Genomic DNA, 23,101 nt, shown 5'->3' with positions numbered 1-23,101 from the left:
CTTTATATGACAAAAAATTACTTTTAATACAGCCTTTTTAAATGAATTATTTTTTCAATGTTTCTTTTTGTGTTGTAACACTTGGCTTATTTTTTACGTATTCTTCAAGCCATTGGTCTTGTTCCCAAAGTAAGTGCATTACAGATTCTCTAGCTCTGTAGCCGTGGCTTTCTTTTGGTAGCATTACTAACCTTACTGGAGCTCCAAGGCCTTGTAATGCATTAAAATAGCGCTCGCTTTGTAGAGGGTATGTGCCCGAATTATTATCGGCTTCGCCATGTATTAAAAGCATAGGTGTTTTCATTTTGTCGGCATGCATAAATGGAGACATGGTATAATAAACTTCTGGTGCTTCCCAATAGCTGCACTCTTCACTTTGGAAACCAAAAGGTGTTAATGTACGGTTATAGGCTCCGCTTCTGGCAATTCCTGCAGCAAAAGATTTGAATGCAATAAAAGGTTAGCAACCATAAATGCGCCTTAAGAATGTCCGCCAACGGTTACTCTAGTTCTGTCAATATATCCCAGATTGTCAACAGCATCAATTGCAGCTTTTCCATTAGCAACAAGTTGAGCCCTAAAACTGTCGTTGGGTTCTTTAAAAAAAATTAAAAAGTTATAAAAGTGTTAATAAAGTATAAGAGGTTATTTGTAAAAATGTGTGAATTAATATTTGTTTAAAGCTTTTGGTTTTATTAAGTTCATAATTTGTAATTTTATGTTTATCAAAAATATAAATTATGTATAACTCAAAAATAATAGGTTTAGGTAAGTATGTTCCTGAGCATGTGGTTACAAATGATGATTTATCCAAAATGATGGATACAAATGATGCTTGGATACAAGAGCGAACAGGTATAAAAGAACGCCGCTGGATAAAAGAAGGCACCGATGATACATCTGCAGTTATGGGTGCAAAAGCTTCTAAAATAGCTATAGAACGTTCTGGACTTTCAAATGACGATATCGATTTTATTGTATTTGCAACTATGACACCAGATTATTATTTTCCAGGATGCGGTGTGCAAATACAAGAACTACTAGGTTTAAAAAATATTGGAGCTATTGATATTAGAAATCAATGTTCTGGTTTTATATATGCTATTTCGGTTGCCGATCAATTTATAAAAACAGGCATGTACAAAAATATTTTGGTTGTTGGTGCAGAGTACCATTCTAATGGGTTAGATAAAACAACTAGAGGTCGAGGTGTTACAGTTATTTTTGGTGATGGAGCCGGTGCCTGTGTTCTATCGAGAGAAGAAGATACATCAAAAGGAATATTGTCTACCCATTTACATAGTGAAGGTAAGTATGCCGATAAACTTATTGTTGAATCGCCTAGTATTAAACATTGGGTGCCTCAAATATTAGAAGCTAAAGAAGAGGATTTGTCGTATTTTCCATATATGGATGGCACATTTGTTTTTAAACATGCCGTAGTGCGTTTTAGTGAAGTTATTATGGAAGGTTTAATGAAGAATGGATTAAATAAAGATGATATAGATATGCTTATTCCGCATCAAGCTAATTTGCGTATAGCTCAATTTATTCAAAAGAAATTTGCATTAAGTGATGATCAGGTGTTTAATAATATTCAAAAATATGGTAACACTACTGCCGCATCCGTAATTATTGCTTTAACAGAAGCTTGGGAAGAAGGTAAAATAAAATCTGGAGATAATGTTGTTTTAGCTGCTTTTGGTAGTGGCTTTACATGGGGGAGTGCTATTGTTAAGTGGTAATATGTTAAAACAAAAGTAGAGGTTGTCTTAAAAGTAATTTTTTTGTCATATAAAGCCTGTCAAAATATTTTAACACCCTAATAAGCAACATTGGTTTCGCTAAGCTAAACTTGATAAACTGTATTTAAATGACGTTAAAGAGGATTTAATTTTATTATATTTTTTAACAACTTTAATATTAACAACTTAGGTTTTTTAATCATGTGAAGTCATGATTAACGAAAATTTTGTTAAATGAAGGTGACTAACTCTTAAAATAATTACTTTTTCGCCCTATATTTATAACGTTTAATTTTAATTTTTATTGCATTAAACACTATAGTTTTAACAGTTTTAACATTTTTTTTTTACAAAATGTATTAACAAATAGATAAACAAAAACCCAAAAGATATCTCCTTTGGGTTTTCTTATTTAATAACCGTGCATTAACACTAACCATCAACTATTATGCAGGTAATTAAATTATTTTTACAGAAAGCCTCCGCCGCCAGACTTTTCGTTGTTATCACGTTGTTTTCTTGTTAAGGCCTTGTATTTGCCACCGCCAAACCTGTATGATAAAGCAATATTCCATGTGTTGCTTTCCCAATTAAAGATACCATTACTAGGAAAAGGACTTCTTGCTTCAAATTCAAATTTCATACTATTTAAAATGTCACTGTAATTAAAGCTAAATGTTGCTCTATTGTTTTCAAGAAAACTGTAACGCATTCCTGTATTTAGCATCACCATAGGTTCTCTAGTAAATTGTACTCCTTTTTCTTGCCCACGATACATAGCAAATAAAGAAAAGCTTAATTTTTTAGAAGCCTTAAAGTTGTTAAATACTCTTAAATTCCAAGCAATGTTATTTACCGTAGTTTTATTTGTTTTAATATCATTAATCGTTGCATTTTGGATATCTGAGTTATCAATAAACTCTGTTATACCTGTTTGTTCTTGCGAGTATAAATCAAAACTACCATTTAAACTCCACCATTTTGTTGGGCGGTAATTGCTAGATAGTTCTATACCATATGCTGTGGTGTTATTAAAGTTGTTATAAGATAAAATAACATTTCCAGAAGTAATATCGGTTCTGTCAATTCGCACATATCTATTAATGTTATCTTCAATAATTCTAAAAAACACACCGCCAGTTATACTACCTTTTTCTAATTTACGTGTATAGTTTGCTTCAATAGAGTTTGTAAATTGTGGTTGTAATTCTGTATTTCCGTAGGAAGAAACCCTAGGTGTACTCCATTCTCGAATTGGGTTTACTTGTTGTAACCCTGGGCGATCTACCCGACGACTTGCACTAACTTGATATGTGTTTTTATCTGAGGCTTCGTAACTTATAAATATTGATGGGTATACTTGAAAGTAATCATTTTTAAAAGGGATGGTTTCATTAGTATTGTTATTAAATGCTCTAAACGCATTGGCGTCTTCGGTAACAGTTTCTATACGGGCACCAACTTGGTAGCTCCATTTTTTAAAACTTTTGCTGTAAGTTGTATATGCAGAATAAATATCCCGATTGTACTCAAAATCAGTGCTTGGAGTTTGAATAATGTTTCCAGAACTAGAAAAACTTTGTCCTGTAGACGTATAATCGACATCTGTGCTAAATAAACGTGCTTCTATGCCTATCTCTAGTTTAGACTCCTCATTTAATGGGTTTACATAATCTATGTTTATAGTAGTTTGACCTCGGTTGGTGTCTACAAAATCGCTATAGCTTGGAGGAAAACTAAAGTTAATAAAATTAAAGTTAGCATCTTCATCGCTATTAAAATCGTTATAATCTATCTCAATATCTAAAGTTTCATCTTCGTTAGAAAATTTATGTTTGTAGACTACATTATATTGACTAGATCTATTCTCACTTATATTGTTAAACAATTGCCGTTGAGATAGTGAGGGAAATGTAATAAGTGTATTGCCAAAGCCATCACCAGAAAAGGTGTTTTGATTGGTAAAAAGCGAGATGGTATTTTTATCGTTTACGTAAAAATCAACACCAAATTTGTATAGGTGGGATTTGTTATTGTTGCCAAATTTAAAATCTTGACGCGAATTATCATCTAAACGGTTTATGCCTCCAAAGTTGTCGTATTTACCAATATTATTTCCATAATTGCCATAAAAGTTGAATTTTCCGTTGCGGTAATTCAAGTCGACAGAGCTATTAAATTTGGCAAATATTTCTTTGGTTAACCCAAAATTTATGTTTCCATTAAAACCAATTTGCGTATTTTTATGAAGCTTAATATTTATTATACCACTCATGCCTTCAGGATTGTATTTTGCAGAGGGGTTGGTAATCAATTCAATCGATTTAATAGAAGTAGACGGAATTTGTTTAAGTAATTGTGCAACAGGTACATTGCTTAATTTACCATCTATCATTACTCTTACATTTTCGTTACCGCGTAAGCTAATATTGCCTGTTTGTTGGTCTACGTTTACAGAAGGGATGTTATTCATAATATCACTAGCTGTAGCTCCTGCAGTAGTTAAGTCTTTTCCAACAGTAATTATCTTTCTGTCTACCTTTTGTTGTATTGTAGAGACTTCTGCTATTACTGTTACCTCATCTAAACCTTCAACTTCTTCTTCTAACAAAATATTACCAAGATTTACTTTGTAGTTTTCTTTACCAATAGTAACATTTTTAGTAATGGCTTTATATCCTATGTATTGAATATTAACTTTTACTTTCCCTTCGGCTATATTTTTAATTTCAAAAGAACCATCATCTAAAGTAATACCACCAGTTAGTATTTCGCCTGAAGTGTTTTTAATAATAACATTTACATAAGGTAAGGGCTGCTTTAATTTGGCATCTAATACTGTTCCTGAGATTGTACCCGTTTTGTCGGCGTTATTTTCTGGGTCTGTTGTGTGTGCTTGTGCGACTATTGAAAATAATAATAAGCACACGAAAAATAAATTTTTCATTCGAACTCTGTTTGTTTTTTTGATTGATTATTTAATGATATTAAGTAGACGCTTAATCTTGAATTATGTTACTATATTTACAAGTATTAACATCTTTTTAACATATGAGTAAAAAAACATTGGTATTTGGAGCTTCGTTAAAGCCAAATAGGTATTCTAATTTTGTAATTCAAAAGCTTGTAAATAAAGGTTTTAGGGTTTTAGCTTTTGGTTTGAGAGCAGGAGAAGTTGCAGGGATAAATATTGATGTCGAATTAAGACAATATACAGATATTAATACAGTAACGTTGTATTTAAACCCTAAGCAACAAAGATATTATTACGACTATTTAGTGTCTTTAAAACCCAAACGTGTAATTTTTAACCCAGGAACAGAAAACCCAGGGTTTTATAAAATATTGAAAGAAAACAATATTGATTTTGAAGCAGCTTGTACTTTAGTTTTGCTTTCTACTAATCAGTATTAAACCTAAATACGTAATAAGCCCATTTAGTGGTAAAATTTCCCAATGAAACTTATAAGCACCTAAAACACTTTCTGGTAAAGACGTTATTACAAGGCTAATGATAATAGAAAAAATAGCAACAATCCACGCATATTTGTCTTTTATTAGGCGCTTAGTTAAAATACCAAAAGCGAATAACCCTAATAACGGGCCATATGTATAAGTAGCAAATTTGAATAAATTGTTAACCACATTGCCCTCAAGATTGTTAAAAATAATAACAACAATTATAAGTAAAAAAGAAACAGCAATATGCACTTTTTTACGCAGAGGTTTTTGTTCTGCTTGTGGTCTTTTTTGAATGTTTAAAAAATCTACAGAAAACGAAGTGGTTAATGATGTTAATGCGCTATCTGCACTACTATAAGCAGCAGCAATTAAACCAATAAGAAACGTTACAGATAAGGCAGCACCCAAACCTTGGTTCATGGCAATTTCTGGAAACAACAAATCGGTTCTTGTAATATTGTTAACAACAGGTATTTGTAAGTTAAATTTATCGGCGTATATAAATAATAAAGCACCAAGGGATAAAAAGGCAAAATTTACAACAACTACTAAAGCAGCCATAGTAAACATATTTTTTTGGGCTTCTTTTTTGTTTTTACAAGTTAAATTTTTTTGCATCATATCTTGATCTAAACCAGTCATGGCGATAGCTATAAAAATGCCGCCAATAAAGTATTTCCAGAAATAAGTTGTAGCATTTGGATCATCGAAAAAGAAAATCTGACTTTTTGCTGAAAACGATTCAGATTGCAACATACTAAATACTGTAAAATCTAATTTTTGGTTTATCAAATAAATACCAACCGCAACTGAAACTAGCATTGCTAATGTTTGTAAAGTGTCAGTCCAAATAATAGTTTTTATACCACCTCTATTAGTGTATAGCCAAATTAAAGCAATAGAAACCACAACAGTTAACCAAAAAGGAACCCCTAGTTGTTCAAAAACAATATACTGCATTGATAGAGCTACTAGATACAATCTAAATGAAGCACCAGTTACTCTAGAAAGTAAGAAGAAAAAAGCACCTGTTTTATAACTTACCTTTCCAAAACGTTGCTCTAAATATTGATAGATAGATGTGACATTTAGCTTATAATATAATGGAAGTAGTATTAATAAGATGAATAAATAACCAACGAAAAAACCAAAAACACCTTGCATGTAGGCAAATTCTTGACCGCCAATCATTCCTGGTACTGATATAAAAGTTACTCCAGAAAGAGAAGCTCCAATCATTCCAAAAGCTACCAAATACCAAGGTGATTGCTTTTTAGCTTTAAAAAACACATCGTTACTGTCGTCTTTTCCAGTTAAATAAGATATTATAATGAGTAAGCCAAAATAGCCAGCAATAAGTAAAAGAATTTGTGCAGCAGTCATATAAAGTTGTTTTCAATTCACAAAATACGTAAAAGTTAATAAGATTTTAAAACAAGTTCAGAATAAATAGTAAATTCGCAACCATGGAGTTTTCTTCTAAATTATTAGAGCGTGCTGTTAACGAAATGTCTCAATTACCAGGGGTTGGTAAACGCACTGCATTGCGTTTAGTGTTGCATTTATTAAGGCAACCTAAAGAGCAAACTACTGCACTTTCACAAGCATTACAAACTATGCGTAATACAATAAGGTTTTGTAAATCTTGCCATAATATTAGTGATGTTAATTTATGCGAAATATGTGCAAACCCAAATAGAAACGAAACCATTATTTGTGTGGTTGAAGATGTTAAAGATGTAATGGCTATTGAAAACACAAGTTCTTTTAGGGGGCTTTACCACGTTTTAGGTGGAAAAATATCTCCAATAGATGGCATTGGACCACACGATTTGAATATTAAAACATTAGTTGCAAAAGTAAAGCAAGGTGATGTTAAAGAGCTTATTTTTGCGTTAAGTTCTACTATGGAAGGAGATACCACCAATTTTTATATTTATAAACAAATTCAAGAGTATAATGTTGTAACATCAACTATTGCAAGGGGTATTTCGGTTGGCGATGAACTAGAGTATGCCGATGAAATTACGTTAGGAAGAAGTATTGTAAATAGAATTCCGTTTGAAACCTCTTTAAAATTATAATCTCTCAATTTGAAGCTTTCAGTTGTCATACTTAATTACAATGTGCATTACTTTTTACAACTCTGTTTAAAAAGTGTACAAGCTGCTATTTTAAACATTGATGCAGAAATTATTGTGGTAGATAATAATTCTGAAGATAGCAGTTGTAGCATGGTAAAAGCCTTATTTCCAAATGTAAAACTCATTGAAAATAAAAAAAATATTGGTTTTTCAAAAGGGAATAATATAGGTGTTTTACAGTCCAAGGGCGAATACATTTGTATATTAAATCCAGATACAGTTGTTGCAGAAGATACTTTTTCTAAACTGTTACAGTTTGTTCAAAATAAAGAAAAATTAGGTATTGTAGGATGTAAGCTAATAAATGGAGCAGGCGATTTTTTACCAGAAAGTAAACGAAATATTCCTTATGTAAAAGTAGCCTTAAAAAAATTATTAGGTAATTCTAAAGATTATTATGTAAATCATTTAAATGAAAACGAAACAGGAAAAGTTGATATATTAGTTGGAGCTTTTATGTTTATGAAACGAGACATTTATAATAAAGTAAATGGTTTTGATGAAGATTATTTTATGTATGGAGAAGACATCGATTTATCATATAAAATTTTAAAAAAAGGCTATGATAATTACTATTATTCTGATACTACAATTATTCATTTTAAAGGAGAAAGTACTTTAAGAGACAGATTTTATGCGCATCGTTTTTATAGTGCTATGCAAATATTTTATAAAAAACACTTTCAAAAGAATTGGTTGGTAGATGTATTGGTTTGGTTTGGTATTAAATTGGCTTATGTATTTAGAAAAACACCAGTTAAAAAAGAGACACCTATAGAAGAATATGTTTTTATTTCTGATAAGAGTAACGAAAAGCTTAAATTTGCATTAAAGAAAGATGTGATTTTAAAATCAGATTTAATTACAATTCAAAAGCATACAGAAGTTATATTTGATGCTAAAGTATTGGGTTATAAAAGAATTATTAGTATGATTGAAAATGTTAATAAAATCAAATCTATAACCTATAAAATATTACCTGAAAATTCTAATTTTATATTAGGTAGTAATGATGCAACAAGTAGGGGAGAAATTATTATTTTGGAATAATTATTATTGTAGATAATTTAAAAAAATAGTCTATTTTTTATTAATTTTGCAAACTAAAATTAAAATACAAGAATTATATTATTGAAATGGCAAAGTTTGAACTTAAATTACCAAAAATGGGTGAATCTGTTGCAGAAGCAACAATAACGTCTTGGTTAAAAGAAGTTGGAGACACTATAGAAATGGATGAAGCTGTGTTAGAAATAGCAACAGATAAAGTTGATAGCGAAGTACCCAGTGAGGTTGATGGTGTTTTAATAGAAAAACGTTTTAATGTTGATGATGTTGTACAAGTAGGTCAAGTTATTGCCGTTATAGAAACTGAAGGAGATGATGTTTCTGATACTCAAAGAGAGGTAGTTACTGAAAGTGAAAATAAGGAAAGAGTAGCAGTTGAAGCTGTAGCACAAACAATATCTGTTGCAAAAGATGAGGTAACTTCAATTAGTTCTGCTAAAGGACGTTTTTATTCGCCTTTGGTAAAGAGCATAGCCAAACAAGAAGGGATTATTCAAAATGAATTAGACACCATTACAGGTTCAGGAAAAGACGGACGCGTTACTAAAAATGATATTTTAGCTTATTTAGAAAATAGAGGTTCTACTAAGGTAGAAAAGGCATCTACAAAACCAGTTGTAAAAGCGGAGCCACAACAAAAAACAGTACCAGTACCTGTAATTGCAAGTGGTGAAGATGAGATTATTGAAATGACCAGAATGGGCAAACTTGTTGCACATCATATGGTTGAATCTATTCAAACTTCAGCGCATGTACAAAGTTTTATAGAAGCCGATGTAACTAAAATTTGGAATTGGAGAAAGAAAGTTAAAGATGGTTTTATGAAGCGCGAAGGAGAAAACCTAACCTTTACCCCAATTTTTATGGAAGCCATTGCCAAAGCACTGCGTGATTTTCCAATGATGAATATTTCCGTAAAGGGCGATACTATTATAAAAAAGAAAAATATTAATTTGGGTATGGCTGCGGCTTTACCAGATGGTAATTTAATTGTACCTGTTATAAAAAATGCAGACCAGCTTAATTTAGTTGGTATGACCAAGCAGGTTAACGATTTAGCAAATAGAGCGCGTTTAAATCAATTAAAACCAGACGATATTCAAGGTGGCACTTATACAGTTACTAACGTGGGCACATTTGGTAGCATTATGGGAACACCAATTATCAATCAACCACAGGTAGGTATTTTGGCATTAGGAGCTATACGTAAAGTACCAGCAGTTATCGAAACTTCAGAAGGTGATTTTATTGGTATTCGTTATAAAATGTTTTTATCGCATTCTTACGACCACCGTGTTGTAAATGGTGCTTTAGGAGGGCAATTTGTAAAAGCAGTTAAAGATTATTTAGAAGCTTGGGATAGTGATAGAGAAATATGAAAATTAATAAAACAATATTTAAGATAGCCTCTTTTATTTTTTCTCACTTTAACAAGTTTAATACCTTTACACTTAAAAATTAGCTAATGCAATTAAATCTAACAAAACCCATCTGCTTTTTCGACCTTGAAACCACAGGAATAAATATTACCAAAGACCGCATTGTTGAGATTGCTATACTAAAAGTTTACCCTAACGGAAAAGAAGAAAGCAAAACATGGCGGGTAAATCCAGAAATCCCAATCCCTAAAGAGGTTACCGAAATTCATGGTATTTCAGATGCAGATGTGGCAAATAAGCCAACGTTTAAAGCATTAGCCAAAGAAATTTATAACCTTATTAAAGATTCAGATTTGGGTGGATTTAATTCCAACAGATTTGATATTCCGCTTTTAGCAGAAGAAATGCTGCGTGCTGAGGTAGATTTTGATATGAAAAACCGTTTATCAGTTGATGTTCAAACTATTTTTCATAAAATGGAACAACGTACATTAAGTGCTGCATACAAATTTTATTGTGATAAAAATTTAGATGGAGCGCATAGTGCTGAGGCTGATACAAATGCTACATATGAAGTTTTAAAAGCACAAATTGCTAAATATGAAGAAGTAGAAAACGATACCAAATTTTTAGCAGAATTTAGCTCACGAAAAAAGTTTGCAGACTTTGCAGGATTTATTGCATATAATAAAGAAGGCGAAGAATGTTTTTCTTTCGGAAAGCATAAAGGTAAATTAGTAACTGAAGTTTTAGAGAAAGAGCCTGGGTATTTTGGATGGTTGCTAAATGCTGATTTTCCATTATACACTAAAAAGGTATTAACTGCAATAAAACTTAAAAGTTTAAATAACAAACTAGGGTGATTTCTAAATTGTCTTTTTTTTAAAAATCTAATTAATCTAGAGATGAAACTTATTTGCATTGGTAGAAATTATACCGAACACATTAAAGAACTAGAAAACGAAAAACCTTCTAGTCCAGTTCTATTTTTAAAACCTGATACGGCAATTCTTCTTAAAAAACAACCCTTTTTTATTCCAGATTTTTCAGAAGATGTGCACCACGAAGTTGAAGTTTTGGTAAAAATAAATAGAGTAGGGAAGCATATCGATAAAAAATTTGCCCATAAATATTATAATGAAATCGGACTTGGAATAGACTTTACAGCTCGCGATTTGCAAGCGCAATTAAAAGCCAAAGGGCTACCTTGGGAAAAAGCAAAAGCTTTTGATGGTGCAGCAGTAGTAGGTAATTGGCTATCTGTTGATACTGTTAAAAATGTAAACGATATCAATTTTTCGTTACAAAATAACAATAGTATAGTACAGCAAGGAAATACAAGTCATATGTTGTGGAAAATAGATGAATTAATAGAATATGTGTCAAAATATTTTACTTTAAAGATTGGAGATATTATATTTACAGGCACACCATCTGGAGTTGGCAAAGTTGTTGCTAACGATAAATTAAAAGGATTTATAGAGGATAAAGAAATGTTTTCAATAACAGTAAAATAAATGGAGCAACATTATAAATTATTTAGAGTACGCGAGTTAGCTGATAACGATGAAGATTTTATTAAAACATTAGCAGAAACATTTATAGAAGAAGTTTCGGTTGATGCTGATCGCCTAAAAAAGGCGGTAGCTGAAAAAGATTTTCATGAAGCTTATCAAGCAGCACACAAAATGAAACCAACTGTAGATTTGTTTGAATTGGGTGTGCTTGACACATTAATAGAAGTGCAAGATTGGGGGAAATTCACTAAAACAGATATGGATATTACGGCTCAACTTGATATTGTTATAACTGCTGTTAACAAGGCTTTAGTTGAGATAAAATCTGATTTTAATCTGTAATGCAAGCTGAAATAATTACCATAGGCGACGAGTTGCTTATTGGTCAAGTTATAGATACTAATTCTGCATTTATATCAAAAAAGCTTAATAAAATAGGGGTTTCTGTTTGTCAAATTACTTCCATACCAGATGATAAGGATCACATTATTAAAGCGTTAAAAGAGGCCGAAGAAAAAGCAGATATCATTATTTTAACAGGTGGATTAGGGCCAACAAAAGATGATGTTACTAAAAAAACCATTGCTAAATATTTTAATGATACTTTAGTTCGCGAAGCTTCCGTATTAAAAAACATCGAACTTCTCTGGGAAAAACATATAAAACAACCACTTGCTCAAGTCAATAAAGATCAAGCTTTAATTCCATCAAAGGCAACTGCTTTAATGAATAAATTTGGTAGCGCACCAGGGATGTGGATTCCTAAAAACGATAAGATTTTTATCTCCCTACCAGGAGTGCCTTTTGAGATGAAAGCTTTAATGGAAGACGAGGTTATTCCAAAATTAAAAACCACTTTTAATTGCCCATACATATTACATAAAACTCTGTTGGTTTATGGAGTTGGCGAAAGTACATTGGCTGCAAGAATTGAAGATTGGGAAGATGCTTTGCCAAGGCACATTAAGCTTGCTTATTTACCAAACCTAGGAAAATTAAGATTGCGTTTAACTGCAAAAGGATTAAATAAAGAGCAAATTAATAGCGAAGTACAGCAGCAAATAGATCAACTATTGCCTTTAATAAAAGATGAATTTGTAGGTTTTGAAGATGAAGAGTCATCTATTGAAGTCGTTTTAGGAAAGCAATTAGTAAAATTTGGTAAAACGCTCGCTGTAGCCGAAAGCTGTACAGGCGGTAAAATTGCTGAGCATATAACTGCAAATGCAGGTGCTTCAGCATATTTTAAAGGTGGATTAGTAACCTATGCAACCCAATCTAAAATTGATGTTTTGGGGGTGTCAAAAGATATTATTGATGCCTATACTGTTGTTAGTTTAAAAGTAGCCGAGGCCATGGCAAAAAATGCATTAACATTATTTAAATCAGACTATGCTATCGCCACTACAGGAAATGCTGGTCCAGAAAAAGGTGATTCAAATGCTAATGTTGGTACCGTTTTTATTGCTATAGCAACAAAAAAAGGTGTGTTTTCAGAAGGGTTTAATATGGGAAATCACCGTACAAAAGTTATAAATAAAGCAGTAAATAAAGCTTTTGAAATGCTTCAAAAAGAAATTTTAAAAAATAGATAAAAATTAGGTTGGGATAATATAAAGAATTTGTATATTTGCACCTCGATTTTAAGAAACAAAAAACTAAAGTTATAAATAATGTCAAGAGTTTGTGAACTTACAGGAAAGAAGGCAATGGTTGGAAACAATGTGTCTCATGCAATGAACAAAACTAAACGCAGGTTTAATGCTAATTTAGTTAAGAAACGTTTTTACATTCCAGAAGAAGATAAATGGATAACTTTAAAAGTTTCTACATCTGCTTTAAAAACAATTAATAAAATTGGTGTTTCTGCAGCAATTAAAGAAGCAAAATCTAAAGGGTTTTTATAAAAACAGCTGCATTTATTTAATAAGTAAAAGACATGGCAAAGAAAGGTAATAGAATACAAGTAATATTAGAATGTACAGAACACAAAGAGTCTGGAAAACCAGGAACTTCTCGTTACATTACTACAAAAAACAAAAAAAACACGCCAGATAGAATGGAGATTAAAAAATTTAATCCAATTCTTAAGCGTATGACAGTTCATAAAGAGATAAAATAATAAGTAATAGTCATGGCAAAAAAAGCAGTAGCATCATTACAAACAGGATCAAAAAGATTAACAAAAGCTATAAAGATGGTAAAGTCTCCTAAAACAGGAGCTTACACGTTTGTTGAGTCTATTATGAGTCCAGATTTAGTAAACGACTTTTTAAATAAAAAGTAAAACTAATTACATAAAATATTATAAACTGCTTTCATTAAGAAAGCAGTTTTTTTATGTTTATATTTGAGTCGTTTTCTGTCATAATTGCAGTAAAAAAATGTGGTGCGAAAATTGACAATAACAATATGAGTGTTACCACAAGGGTCGGGCTTTCGGCAGGCGCTTTTTTGAGTTACATACTTACCAGTCGGCAGATAGGGAAGCAACAACACAAAAAGAGCTTCAACAAAACCTCAATCCCTAGCGCAAAAGCAAAATGATATTGAGCCTAACAGCTCAACAACAATCAACCAACAAAACAATGAGTTTTTTAAAAAAAATATTTTCATCAGAAAAGAAAGAAACACTAGACAAAGGATTAGAAAAATCTAAGTCCAGTTTCCTTGGTAAATTAAGTAAAGCCGTAGCAGGAAAATCTAAAGTAGATGATGAAGTTTTAGATAATCTAGAAGAAGTTTTAGTTTCTTCAGATGTTGGCGTAAATACCACTTTAAAAGTTATTGACCGTATTGAAGAACGCGTAGCAAAAGACAAATATTTAGGGACTGACGAGCTTAATAAAATTCTCCGTGAAGAAATTGCAGGATTATTGAGTGAAACCAATTCTGGTGAAGATACAGAATTTACTATTCCGCAAGACAAAAAACCATATGTAATTATGGTAGTAGGTGTTAACGGTGTTGGTAAAACTACGACTATTGGTAAACTCGCACATCAATTTAAAAAACAAGGCTTAAAAGTGGTTTTAGGGGCTGCTGATACTTTTAGAGCTGCAGCCATAGACCAGTTGCAAGTATGGGCAGATCGCGTAGATGTACCTATAGTTAAACAATCTATGGGTAGTGATCCTGCATCTGTAGCTTTCGATACGCTACAAAGTGCTGTAACCCAAGATGCCGATGTGGTTATTATAGATACCGCTGGTCGATTACACAATAAGGTAAATTTAATGAACGAGCTTACCAAAGTAAAACGCGTTATGCAAAAGGTGGTTGATGATACGCCAAACGATGTGCTTTTGGTTTTAGATGGTTCTACAGGGCAAAACGCTTTTGAGCAAGCTAAACAATTTACAGCAGCTACAGAGGTAACAAGTTTGGCCGTTACTAAATTAGATGGTACAGCAAAAGGCGGCGTTGTAATTGGTATTTCAGACCAGTTTCAAATACCAGTAAAGTATATTGGTGTGGGAGAAGGTATTGAAGATTTGCAGGTTTTTAATAAGTTTGAGTTTGTTGATTCTTTTTTTAAATAAAAAACTTTTTAAGAGGACATAGCCTTTAAGTTTTTTGTAACATATTTTCTATTGAGATTTAGTATTTTTATAAATTAGCTTCATAAATGATGCACTTGTAACTTGAATCTACGTTTTCAAATTTGGACTATCAAAATATATAAAAGGTTTAATTAAGTTGTATCTTTGCGCCCTGATTTACAATATATGCGCACAAAAACGCTTAAAAAAAATAAAATTAATGTAGTAACTCTGGGCTGTAGTAAAAATGTTTACGATAGCGAAGTCTTAATGGGGCAGTTAAAAGCCAACGGGAAAGATGTGACACATGAGGAAGAAGGTAATATTGTAGTAATTAACACCTGTGGTTTTATAAATAATGCCAAAGAAGAAAGTGTGAATACTATTTTAGAGTATGTGCAGAAAAAAGAAGAAGGTGATGTTGATAAAGTTTTTGTAACAGGGTGTTTAAGTGAGCGCTATAAACCAGATTTGGTAAAAGAAATCCCTAATGTAGACGAGTATTTTGGCACTACAGAGTTACCAGGTTTATTAAAAGCTTTAGGTGCAGATTATAGGCATGAATTAGTAGGAGAACGTTTAACCACAACCCCAAAAAACTATGCATATTTAAAAATTGCAGAAGGTTGCGATAGACCGTGTTCGTTTTGCGCCATTCCAATAATGCGCGGAAAACATAAAAGCACACCTATTGAAGATGTTGTTACTGAAGCTAAAAAACTTGCTACCAATGGTGTTAAAGAATTAATTCTTATTGCACAGGATTTAACCTATTACGGACTAGATTTATACAAAAAGCGAAATTTAGCCGAATTACTTGAAGCGTTAGTTGAAGTTGACGGTGTAGAGTGGATTCGTTTACATTATGCCTTTCCAGCAGGATTTCCTATGGATGTGTTGGATGTAATGAACCGTGAACCAAAAATTTGTAATTATTTAGATATTCCTTTGCAGCATATCTCAGATAATATATTAAAAAGTATGCGTCGTGGTACAACGAAAGAAAAAACCACAAAACTACTTAAAGAATTTAGAGCTAGAGTTCCTAATATGACTATAAGAACAACCCTTATTGTTGGTTATCCTGGAGAAACAGAACAAAATTTCCAAGAGTTAAAACAATGGGTTTCTGATATGCGTTTTGAACGCCTAGGTTGTTTTACTTATTCACATGAAGAAAATACACATGCTTATAATTTAGAAGATGATGTAGCTGAAGATATAAAAATTGATAGGGCAAATCAGATTATGGAAATTCAATCTCAGATTTCTTGGGAATTAAATCAACAAAAAATAGGGCAGGAGTTTAAAGTGGTAATAGACAGAAAAGAAGGCAACTATTTTATTGGGCGCACCGAATTTGATTCACCAGATGTGGATAATGAAGTGCTTATTGATGCTACAAAAACCTATTTAAAAACTGGCGAGTATACAAATGTAAAGATTATTGAAGCTGAAGATTTTGACCTTTATGCAGAGGTTTTAAACTAGTTTGTCAATTGCTCTTAATGAGTCAAATATATATCTAAAAAAACTTAAGTTCTCAATTAAATTACTTTTAAATATTTAAAGCGGGTATACTAAATATTAAAACCTGTTGAATATTAAGATAGAAATGATTAACTTTTCAAAAAATTTATAAAAGTTTATCATGTCAAAAAAAATATCACTTGCGGGGTTATTAATTATTTTCTTTTTAGGGTTTTCATTTTCTTTAGTTGCTCAGAGCATAAATTCAAGTCATGGTCATTCACACGATCACGAACATGGTATTGCCCATAGTCATGAGCATAATACAACTAACTCTAATATAGTAGCAAAAAAAGCAAAATTAGTAACAGGACAAGGTGATTATATTTTTTCATGGGATAAAGCTTTAACTTATGCCTTCCCCAAAGAAGCACATGAATTTGAACCTGGGATGCATGGAGGTTTTAATGAAGATCCTGAAACAGGTATTGTATATACAGGAATTCCTGGTTATGGGCTTTGTAAGATTACTCCAGATCTTAAACAATGGAAAACTATTGGAACTGATGCACGATTAAAAGATAATATTCATGGCATTGTATTTTTTGTTCATAAAGGCGTTAAGTACCTTGCAGTTGCACAAGAAGGCAAAAGAGTATTAGTAATAACTTTAGATGGAAAGATTGTAAGTGAAATTTTAAAACCTACTGGAACTGAATTTAAGTTTGAAGAAGCTAATAAATTTTTTGCTTCAGAGGATAGTAATTTTGGTGTTACTGATGTAACATATTTAAAGGGTACTTTATATGTTGCACATGGGTATTCGGCTGGAGATTTTGTAATGACCATAAAAGAAAAAAATGGTGTTTGGAGTTGGGGTAAACTGGCATGGGGAGGAAAAGGAGATAGCCCTGGTCAATTTAAAACAGCACATGGTATATATGCACATAAAAACCGTATTTTAGTTGCTAATCGTGCTGCTGGTCAAGTAGTAAAGTTTACAAAAAAGGGAAAGTTTATTGAAATTTTTAACGGAATCCCAAAGGGAAGTTTAGTTTGTAATGTAGCATACAAAAGCGAGCATTATTTTTTTAATGCTTTAAGTGCAATAGGGAAACAAAAATCGGCACCAATATATGTGCATTCTGGAGATGAGCTTGTCTCGACTGTAATTCCAGGAGATTTAGATATTCCTACATTAACTAATATACATCAAGTATGGCCACATATAGTTGTTAATCCTGATGGTTCAAAACAGTTATACCTTTTAGTACATGGTTGGAATAAAGGAAAATTTGCAGTATTAAAAATGAAATAATACGCGAAGAGCGTTATTCTTTTTCCTTAATGCTTTTTACAACGGAATCTTTTACAAAATAAGATAAAATATCTTCATGTATTCCATGTGAAATTTGAATTGAAGAACTCAATTTTTGTAGCCTAGAAATACCTTTATCAGTAATTTTTGTATTCTTTATAAACAACTTTTCTAAATTTTGTAGTTCATTTAAAGTTTCAATACTAGCATCTGTAATGTTAGTATCAAAAATTTTTAAAACTTTAAGTTTATTTAATGTTTTTAAATGTGTAATTGTTGAGTCGTTTACTAAAGTTCTATCTATTTCTAACTTTTCGAGGTTAATACAAGTACTAATAAAAGCTAACTCTTTTCCTGAAATAGGAAGACTGCTTAAATCCATTGTGATAATGTTTTGAGCAATTGGAGACAAGTCAGTAACCATTTCACTTGAATATTTTGGCGGACTGTACATATTTAAACTTAAAGCATCATTGTTGCTTGCTAATCTCTTGATAGTCAAATATTCGGTGCTTAAATTTTTAATAATATTTTTGTCAATCTCTGGGAGTTTACTCCATGATAACTTTTCATCTGGTTGTATATAGGTTTTTACTAAAGCCTCTAAAGGGGAATCACTTTTTAAATGATTAAGCTGTAATGTGTCTGAAGCGCCTAAACGAATCCATTCTTCAATCAATTTTATTTCAATACTTGTTAATTGCTTTTTCTCAGAAGGTGGCATATGGCCTTCATCTTCTCTAGGTAGATGTAAGCGTTTTAATAATTCACTTTTTTCTGGATGTTCTAAATCAATAGCTTTACCTATTTTTCCTCCTTTAATTAAATCACTTAAAGAGGTCATAATATATTCGCCTTTTTGTTTGTTCGGATTATGACAAGAAGCACATTTCTCATCTATAATTCTAGCAACAATATGCTCATAAATTATAGGTTTTTTTGGAATATCCTTAAAATCATCTCGCTTAGGTAATGCTAAAAAATCTTCTCCGTGTGTAATCATGCCTCCATAATGTCCTGTAAAAACAGTAATTATAACTATTGAAAGTTGCAGTATTTTAGTGAGCATATGTTGCCCAAGTTGGTTGCCATCCAACCAATACCATAAGGCTGTAAGTAAGGCAAGTCCAGCACCTAACCATTGATGCCAAAATAAAATATCACCTTTAGTATTAGCTCCAAGACTTAAAAAAAAACCTGTAATAGCAGTAAATAAAGACGTTAAAGTTGTAATGGTAAGTAAATTACCAGGAATATTTTTATTAAATAGACTTATGCATACAGTTAAAATTAGTAATACAATTGGAAAATGTAGTACTAAAGGATGCCAATTTCCTAACCAAGCAACTAGAAGAGGTAACTCGATATAAGATTCGAAAATTAAACAAAAAATTAGAAATACAGAGAGCCCAAAAACTAAAGCGTCAGACCAACTTTTTTTTATAGTAAAGGCCATAGTAGTTTTAAGTTAAAATATCATTAATAACATTACCAGCAATGTCTGTTAGTTTAAATCGCCGCCCTTGATATTTATAAGTCAATTGCTCATGATCTATACCCATAGCATGCATTAAAGTAGCATGAAAATCATGCATATGTACAGGGTTTTTAACTACATTATAACCAAACTCGTCTGTTTGTCCATATGTTATGCCAGGTTTTATTCCGCCACCAGCCATCCAAATGCTAAAGGCTCTTGGATGATGATCTCTACCAAATGTTTTTGGATCAAATTTACCCTGACAATAATTAGTGCGCCCAAATTCTCCGCCCCAAATAACCAAAGTATCATCTAGCATACCACGTTGTTTTAAATCTAAAATAAGTGCTGCCGAGGCTTGATCTACATCTTTAGCTTGTCCAGCCATTTCTGAAGGAAGGTTACCATGTTGATCCCATCCTTGATGGTACAATTGAATAAAACGTACGCCACTTTCTGCAAGTCTTCTTGCACGTAAAGCATTTGCGGCAAAAGTACCAGCTACTTGCACATCTTCTCCATATAATTTAGTTATTGATTCTGGTTCTTTTTTAATATCCATAACATCTGGAACAGACATTTGCATACGATATGCCATTTCATATTGAGCAATACGAGATTCAATTTCATCATCACCTGTTTCAACGTGATGCATTTTGTTAAGTGATGAAACGTGGTCTAATAAATGTCTTTTATCAGATCTTGATAAACCATCTGGATCATTTAAGTATAAAACAGGTTCTTTACCAGAACGCATTAAAACACCTTGATGTTTAGAGTCTAAAAACCCACTTGACCATAATTTTGAATATAAACCTTGACTATTGCCTTTACCTCTTGATGTAAGCACAACAAATGAAGGTAAGTTTTGATTCTCATTACCTAAACCATAGCTTAACCACGACCCTATACTGGGCCTTCCTGATTGTTGTGACCCTGTTTGAAAAAAGGTAATGGCAGGATCATGATTAATCGCATCTGTATGCATACTGTTTATGATACATAGCTCGTCAGCGATTTTTCCCATATGTGGAAAAAAATCACTAATCCATGCACCACTTTGTCCGTACTGCTTAAATCCAGCCGCCGATGGCATTAAAGGAAACTTGTCTTGACCAGAAGTCATTCCTGTTAAGCGTTGTCCATTGCGCACAGAGTCTGGCAAATCTTCACCCATTCTTTTAATAAGGGTTGGTTTATAATCAAAAGTTTCTAATTGCGATGGCGCGCCCGCTTGAAATAGATAAATAACCCGTTTTGCTTTTGGAGCAAAATGGGGAATACCCAAGGGTTTGCTACCTAAAGTTTGATTGTTGCTTTTGAATAAATCAGGGATTAATAAGGAACCCAATGCGATAGAACCTATACCAACACTAAGTTGTGAAAAGAAATGACGTCTATTTATTTTTAGAGGATTTTCTGTATTATCTTTTTTGTTTACCATAGTGTTATTCTTTTGTAATGGTTTCGTCTAGATTATAAATTACTTGCGTGGTTAGCATTAATGCGGCTGTTTTTATTGGATCGGTATCTACCTTTTTATATTCACCTTGAGCTAATAATTTTTCTGCATTTTCTTTATTATTCTTAAATACATTTGTTGCATCTGTATAATATTGTTTTAATGTATCTAGTTCATTTTGGTCTGGTTTTCTTACTAATATTCTTTGGAAAATATTTGTAAGCATTTCAGTGCTATCCTCATTTTTTTGAGCAACTTGTTGCGCTAATACTCGAGCAGCTTCTAACATTTGCTCATCATTTTGTAAAGCCAAAGCTTGCAGAGGTGTATTCGTTTTTTGTCGTCTAACCTCGCATAAATCTCTGTTAGGTGCATCAAAAATAGTCATGTTTGGCGGTGGCAAGGTTCTTTTCCATAGCGTGTATAAAGATCTGCGGTATAGTTTATCTCCTTTATCTTGTACGTATTTTGTTAACACTCCTCGATCGCCTCCAGCATTAGTTTCTTCCCATAAGCCTTCTGGTTGATAAGGCTTTACACTTGGGCCTCCAACTTTATTGTTTAATAAACCACTTGTTGTAAGCACATAATCTCTAATCATTTCACCACTCATTCTAAACCGAGATGCACGTGCTAGTAACTTGTTTTCAGGATCTACTTTTTTTAATTCTGGTGTTATTTCTGAACTTTGTTGATATGTTGCTGATAACATTATTTTTTTTAAGAGATATTGTATATCCCAATCATGCTCCATAAAATCTCGTGCCAACCAATCTAATAATTCAGGATGAGAAGGTAAACTGCCTTGTACACCAAAATCTTCAGATGTAATAACTAACCCTTCTCCAAATAAAAGACTCCAAATCCGATTTACAAATACTCTTGCAGTAAGTGGATTGTTAACATCTGTAGTCCATTTTGCTAATCCTAAACGGTTTTTTGGTAAGTCTTCAGAAAAAGGATAAATATTTTCAGGTGCATTGGGTTTAACTTCTACTGAAGGGGCATCGTAATTCCCTCTGTTAAGTACATAAGTAGCTTTTGGAGCGGAATCATTCATAATCATAACGTTAATAGTATCTCCTATTTTTTTCTTAACAAAGGGCAACTCCTTTTCAATCATTTCATCAGAAAGCTTTAAATATGGTGCATCAGCAAAATATTTTTGGTTTTTAGCTTCTACAGCATCCATTCTTAGCCCCATTTCATCTACCTGATTAAAGAAGGCATACAATTCAAAATAGTTTTTTTGAGAAAGTGCATCGTATTTGTGGTCATGACATTTAGCACATTCTAAAGTTAAACCTAAAAGCCCTTTTCCTAAAGTATTAGTTCTATCAGAAACATATGCAGAGCGGTATTCTTCTTGAATTACTCCGCCTTCTTGAGTAATAGGATGATTTCGATTAAATCCTGTTGCCAAGATTTGCTCTTTCGTAGCGTTGGGTAGTAAATCGCCTGCTAATTGCCATATAAGAAATTTATTGTAAGGCAAGTTTTTATTAAAAGCATGAATTACCCAGTCGCGCCATGGCCACATCGTTCTGTAGCTATCATCTTGATACCCATGAGAATCGGCATATCGAGCTACATCTAACCAGCTTTGAGCCATTTGTTCGCCATAACTTGGTAACGCAAAAAACGCATCAATAATTTTTTCGATACTTTCATTTGATAAATCGTCGGTAAGTTTTTTAATGTGTTCTGGTTTTGGAGGAAGTCCAGTTAAATCTAAACTTATGCGCCTTATTAAAGTACTTCTTTTTGCTTTCTCTGATGGTTTTAGGTTATTGTCTTCAATTTTTTTAAGTACAAAAGCATCAATTTCATTCTGTTCCCATTCCTTAAACTCATTTTCTGGCAAGGGTGCTTTTTCAGGGGGAATAAATGCCCAATGTTTTGCATAAGGAGCACCTTGGTTAATCCACTTTTTAATAAGCTTCTTTTCGTAGCTGTTCAAGCTTAATTTAGAATCAGGCGGAGGCATGATTTCATCTGGATTGTTTGAAGTAATATGTTTGTAAATAGCACTTTTTGATGCATTATTTGGAACAACGGAGAAGTGGTCTGGATTTTCAGGAAGCACTCCAAAAAGACCTTCTTTAGTGTTTAATTGCAAGCCTGCCTTTCTTTTGTTAGCGTCGGGTCCGTGGCAGGTATAGCAATTATCAGAAAGTATAGGCTTTATATGAAAATTATAATCTACAACATCAGGTAATTTTAAACTAGTGTAACTATCATCATCTTTACTAAAGATGCCTTTTTTTATAGCGTAAATCAGGCTTATTAAACCCATTAAGATAAGTATGATTAATACTTTTTGTTTCATGTGTTTATATTTATTGTTATTCAACGGTCACATGTAACATCCTAAATAATCATTTGGTTGTGTAATTAAATATTAATCATGGATGTTTCATTTAATAAAATAATTGTATTATTTATCATATAAGCCCTGCAAAACTAATAAAAAAAGAGTAAAAAAAGTTTACAATTATTCAGTGAAAGAATTTA

General features: G+C 32.3%; 20 protein-coding genes and 1 pseudogene. 15 read left to right on the top strand and 6 right to left on the bottom strand.

The features are described from left to right. Positions 1-46 precede the first annotated feature (46 nt). A pseudogene (locus tag L3X37_RS12575) lies at positions 47-600 on the bottom strand (alpha/beta hydrolase family protein); the annotation flags it as partial. 140 nt (positions 601-740) lie between these two features. On the opposite strand from L3X37_RS12575, the gene L3X37_RS12570 reads away from it, so the two are divergent. Next, complete coding sequence (locus L3X37_RS12570; RefSeq protein ID WP_237240526.1) at positions 741-1,745, top strand: 3-oxoacyl-ACP synthase III family protein; 1,005 nt, start codon at positions 741-743, stop codon at positions 1,743-1,745. Positions 1,746-2,214: 469 nt separating this feature from the next. On the opposite strand, the gene L3X37_RS12565 is transcribed toward L3X37_RS12570, so the two are convergent. After that, positions 2,215-4,692 carry a TonB-dependent receptor gene (locus L3X37_RS12565; protein ID WP_237240525.1) on the bottom strand — a complete coding sequence of 826 codons (2,478 nt, stop codon included), beginning with the start codon at positions 4,690-4,692 and terminating at the stop codon, positions 2,215-2,217. Between the two features lie 104 nt (positions 4,693-4,796). Between L3X37_RS12565 and L3X37_RS12560 the strand changes: the two genes are divergently transcribed. Then, positions 4,797-5,159 (top strand): CoA-binding protein, encoded by a 363-nt coding sequence (locus tag L3X37_RS12560; protein WP_237240524.1) that lies wholly within the window; start codon positions 4,797-4,799, stop codon positions 5,157-5,159. On the opposite strand, the gene L3X37_RS12555 is transcribed toward L3X37_RS12560, so the two are convergent. Beyond that, the gene (locus tag L3X37_RS12555) at positions 5,130-6,590 is read right to left on the bottom strand and encodes a sodium:solute symporter (protein WP_237240523.1); all 1,461 of its coding nucleotides are present in this window, start codon (positions 6,588-6,590) and stop codon (positions 5,130-5,132) included. The genes L3X37_RS12560 and L3X37_RS12555 overlap by 30 nt on opposite strands. 83 nt (positions 6,591-6,673) lie before the next feature. Here L3X37_RS12555 and recR point away from each other — a divergent pair, with 83 nt between their 5' ends. The 13 genes from recR (at position 6,674) to L3X37_RS12490 (ending at position 17,645) form a co-directional block, all read left to right on the top strand. Then, positions 6,674-7,291, top strand: coding sequence for a recombination mediator RecR (gene recR / locus L3X37_RS12550; RefSeq protein WP_237240522.1), 618 nt, complete (start codon positions 6,674-6,676; stop codon positions 7,289-7,291). Positions 7,292-7,300: 9 nt separating this feature from the next. Beyond that, positions 7,301-8,401, top strand: coding sequence for a glycosyltransferase family 2 protein (locus L3X37_RS12545; protein ID WP_237240521.1), 1,101 nt, complete (start codon positions 7,301-7,303; stop codon positions 8,399-8,401). An 86-nt stretch (positions 8,402-8,487) separates the two neighbouring features. Further along, the gene (locus tag L3X37_RS12540; RefSeq protein ID WP_237240520.1) at positions 8,488-9,798 is read left to right on the top strand and encodes a dihydrolipoamide acetyltransferase family protein; all 1,311 of its coding nucleotides are present in this window, start codon (positions 8,488-8,490) and stop codon (positions 9,796-9,798) included. Between the two features lie 86 nt (positions 9,799-9,884). Beyond that, positions 9,885-10,661, top strand: a complete 777-nt coding sequence (locus L3X37_RS12535) for a 3'-5' exonuclease (RefSeq protein ID WP_237240519.1) — start codon at positions 9,885-9,887, stop codon at positions 10,659-10,661. 42 nt (positions 10,662-10,703) lie between these two features. Further along, a complete protein-coding gene (locus tag L3X37_RS12530) occupies positions 10,704-11,315 on the top strand; it encodes a fumarylacetoacetate hydrolase family protein (protein ID WP_237240518.1) in 612 nt (203 codons plus the stop codon). Then, positions 11,316-11,657, top strand: coding sequence for an Hpt domain-containing protein (locus L3X37_RS12525; RefSeq protein ID WP_237240517.1), 342 nt, complete (start codon positions 11,316-11,318; stop codon positions 11,655-11,657). Beyond that, a complete protein-coding gene (locus L3X37_RS12520; RefSeq protein ID WP_237240516.1) occupies positions 11,657-12,910 on the top strand; it encodes a competence/damage-inducible protein A in 1,254 nt (417 codons plus the stop codon). Before L3X37_RS12525 ends, L3X37_RS12520 begins: the two co-directional genes overlap by 1 nt. Before the next feature lie 78 nt (positions 12,911-12,988). Next, positions 12,989-13,222: a 50S ribosomal protein L28 gene (gene rpmB / locus L3X37_RS12515; RefSeq protein ID WP_237240515.1), complete on the top strand. Its 234-nt coding sequence runs from the start codon at positions 12,989-12,991 to the stop codon at positions 13,220-13,222. Positions 13,223-13,254: 32 nt separating this feature from the next. Continuing rightward, positions 13,255-13,437, top strand: a complete 183-nt coding sequence (gene rpmG, locus L3X37_RS12510; RefSeq protein WP_072764828.1) for a 50S ribosomal protein L33 — start codon at positions 13,255-13,257, stop codon at positions 13,435-13,437. A 12-nt stretch (positions 13,438-13,449) separates the two neighbouring features. Next, positions 13,450-13,602 (top strand): DUF4295 domain-containing protein, encoded by a 153-nt coding sequence (locus L3X37_RS12505; protein ID WP_237240514.1) that lies wholly within the window; start codon positions 13,450-13,452, stop codon positions 13,600-13,602. Positions 13,603-13,903: 301 nt separating this feature from the next. Continuing rightward, the gene (gene ftsY / locus L3X37_RS12500) at positions 13,904-14,857 is read left to right on the top strand and encodes a signal recognition particle-docking protein FtsY (protein ID WP_237240513.1); all 954 of its coding nucleotides are present in this window, start codon (positions 13,904-13,906) and stop codon (positions 14,855-14,857) included. A gap of 186 nt (positions 14,858-15,043) precedes the next feature. Beyond that, complete coding sequence (gene rimO / locus L3X37_RS12495; RefSeq protein WP_237240512.1) at positions 15,044-16,348, top strand: 30S ribosomal protein S12 methylthiotransferase RimO; 1,305 nt, start codon at positions 15,044-15,046, stop codon at positions 16,346-16,348. A 160-nt stretch (positions 16,349-16,508) separates the two neighbouring features. Then, the gene (locus L3X37_RS12490; RefSeq protein ID WP_237240511.1) at positions 16,509-17,645 is read left to right on the top strand and encodes an NHL repeat-containing protein; all 1,137 of its coding nucleotides are present in this window, start codon (positions 16,509-16,511) and stop codon (positions 17,643-17,645) included. A gap of 13 nt (positions 17,646-17,658) precedes the next feature. On the opposite strand, the gene L3X37_RS12485 is transcribed toward L3X37_RS12490, so the two are convergent. From L3X37_RS12485 to L3X37_RS12475, 3 genes are read right to left on the bottom strand one after another with little or no spacing between them, the layout of a single operon-like run. Then, on the bottom strand, positions 17,659-19,101 hold the full coding sequence (locus L3X37_RS12485; RefSeq protein WP_237240510.1) for a c-type cytochrome domain-containing protein: 1,443 nt from the start codon (positions 19,099-19,101) through the stop codon (positions 17,659-17,661). Positions 19,102-19,108: 7 nt separating this feature from the next. Next, positions 19,109-20,569 (bottom strand): DUF1501 domain-containing protein, encoded by a 1,461-nt coding sequence (locus L3X37_RS12480; protein WP_237240509.1) that lies wholly within the window; start codon positions 20,567-20,569, stop codon positions 19,109-19,111. A 4-nt stretch (positions 20,570-20,573) separates the two neighbouring features. Next, positions 20,574-22,916 carry a PSD1 and planctomycete cytochrome C domain-containing protein gene (locus L3X37_RS12475; RefSeq protein ID WP_237240508.1) on the bottom strand — a complete coding sequence of 781 codons (2,343 nt, stop codon included), beginning with the start codon at positions 22,914-22,916 and terminating at the stop codon, positions 20,574-20,576. Positions 22,917-23,101 lie beyond the last annotated feature (185 nt).

Source organism: Wocania arenilitoris, from assembly GCF_021728535.1.
GTDB lineage: Bacteria > Bacteroidota > Bacteroidia > Flavobacteriales > Flavobacteriaceae > Wocania_A > Wocania_A arenilitoris.
The sequence above is the reverse complement of the archived record's forward strand: the minus strand, read 5'-3'. Positions and strand labels throughout refer to the sequence as shown.

What these genes read in the sequence shown, in the direction of transcription:
- L3X37_RS12570 (WP_237240526.1), top strand. Translation starts at nt 741, where the DNA reads ATGTATAACTCAAAAATAATAGGTTTAGGTAAGTATGTTCCTGAGCAT.
- L3X37_RS12565 (WP_237240525.1), bottom strand. Translation starts at nt 4,692, where the DNA reads ATGAAAAATTTATTTTTCGTGTGCTTATTATTATTTTCAATAGTCGCA.
- L3X37_RS12560 (WP_237240524.1), top strand. Translation starts at nt 4,797, where the DNA reads ATGAGTAAAAAAACATTGGTATTTGGAGCTTCGTTAAAGCCAAATAGG.
- L3X37_RS12555 (WP_237240523.1), bottom strand. Translation starts at nt 6,590, where the DNA reads ATGACTGCTGCACAAATTCTTTTACTTATTGCTGGCTATTTTGGCTTA.
- recR (WP_237240522.1), top strand. Translation starts at nt 6,674, where the DNA reads ATGGAGTTTTCTTCTAAATTATTAGAGCGTGCTGTTAACGAAATGTCT.
- L3X37_RS12540 (WP_237240520.1), top strand. Translation starts at nt 8,488, where the DNA reads ATGGCAAAGTTTGAACTTAAATTACCAAAAATGGGTGAATCTGTTGCA.
- L3X37_RS12535 (WP_237240519.1), top strand. Translation starts at nt 9,885, where the DNA reads ATGCAATTAAATCTAACAAAACCCATCTGCTTTTTCGACCTTGAAACC.
- L3X37_RS12530 (WP_237240518.1), top strand. Translation starts at nt 10,704, where the DNA reads ATGAAACTTATTTGCATTGGTAGAAATTATACCGAACACATTAAAGAA.
- L3X37_RS12525 (WP_237240517.1), top strand. Translation starts at nt 11,316, where the DNA reads ATGGAGCAACATTATAAATTATTTAGAGTACGCGAGTTAGCTGATAAC.
- L3X37_RS12520 (WP_237240516.1), top strand. Translation starts at nt 11,657, where the DNA reads ATGCAAGCTGAAATAATTACCATAGGCGACGAGTTGCTTATTGGTCAA.
- rpmB (WP_237240515.1), top strand. Translation starts at nt 12,989, where the DNA reads ATGTCAAGAGTTTGTGAACTTACAGGAAAGAAGGCAATGGTTGGAAAC.
- rpmG (WP_072764828.1), top strand. Translation starts at nt 13,255, where the DNA reads ATGGCAAAGAAAGGTAATAGAATACAAGTAATATTAGAATGTACAGAA.
- L3X37_RS12505 (WP_237240514.1), top strand. Translation starts at nt 13,450, where the DNA reads ATGGCAAAAAAAGCAGTAGCATCATTACAAACAGGATCAAAAAGATTA.
- ftsY (WP_237240513.1), top strand. Translation starts at nt 13,904, where the DNA reads ATGAGTTTTTTAAAAAAAATATTTTCATCAGAAAAGAAAGAAACACTA.
- rimO (WP_237240512.1), top strand. Translation starts at nt 15,044, where the DNA reads ATGCGCACAAAAACGCTTAAAAAAAATAAAATTAATGTAGTAACTCTG.
- L3X37_RS12490 (WP_237240511.1), top strand. Translation starts at nt 16,509, where the DNA reads ATGTCAAAAAAAATATCACTTGCGGGGTTATTAATTATTTTCTTTTTA.
- L3X37_RS12485 (WP_237240510.1), bottom strand. Translation starts at nt 19,101, where the DNA reads ATGGCCTTTACTATAAAAAAAAGTTGGTCTGACGCTTTAGTTTTTGGG.
- L3X37_RS12480 (WP_237240509.1), bottom strand. Translation starts at nt 20,569, where the DNA reads ATGGTAAACAAAAAAGATAATACAGAAAATCCTCTAAAAATAAATAGA.
- L3X37_RS12475 (WP_237240508.1), bottom strand. Translation starts at nt 22,916, where the DNA reads ATGAAACAAAAAGTATTAATCATACTTATCTTAATGGGTTTAATAAGC.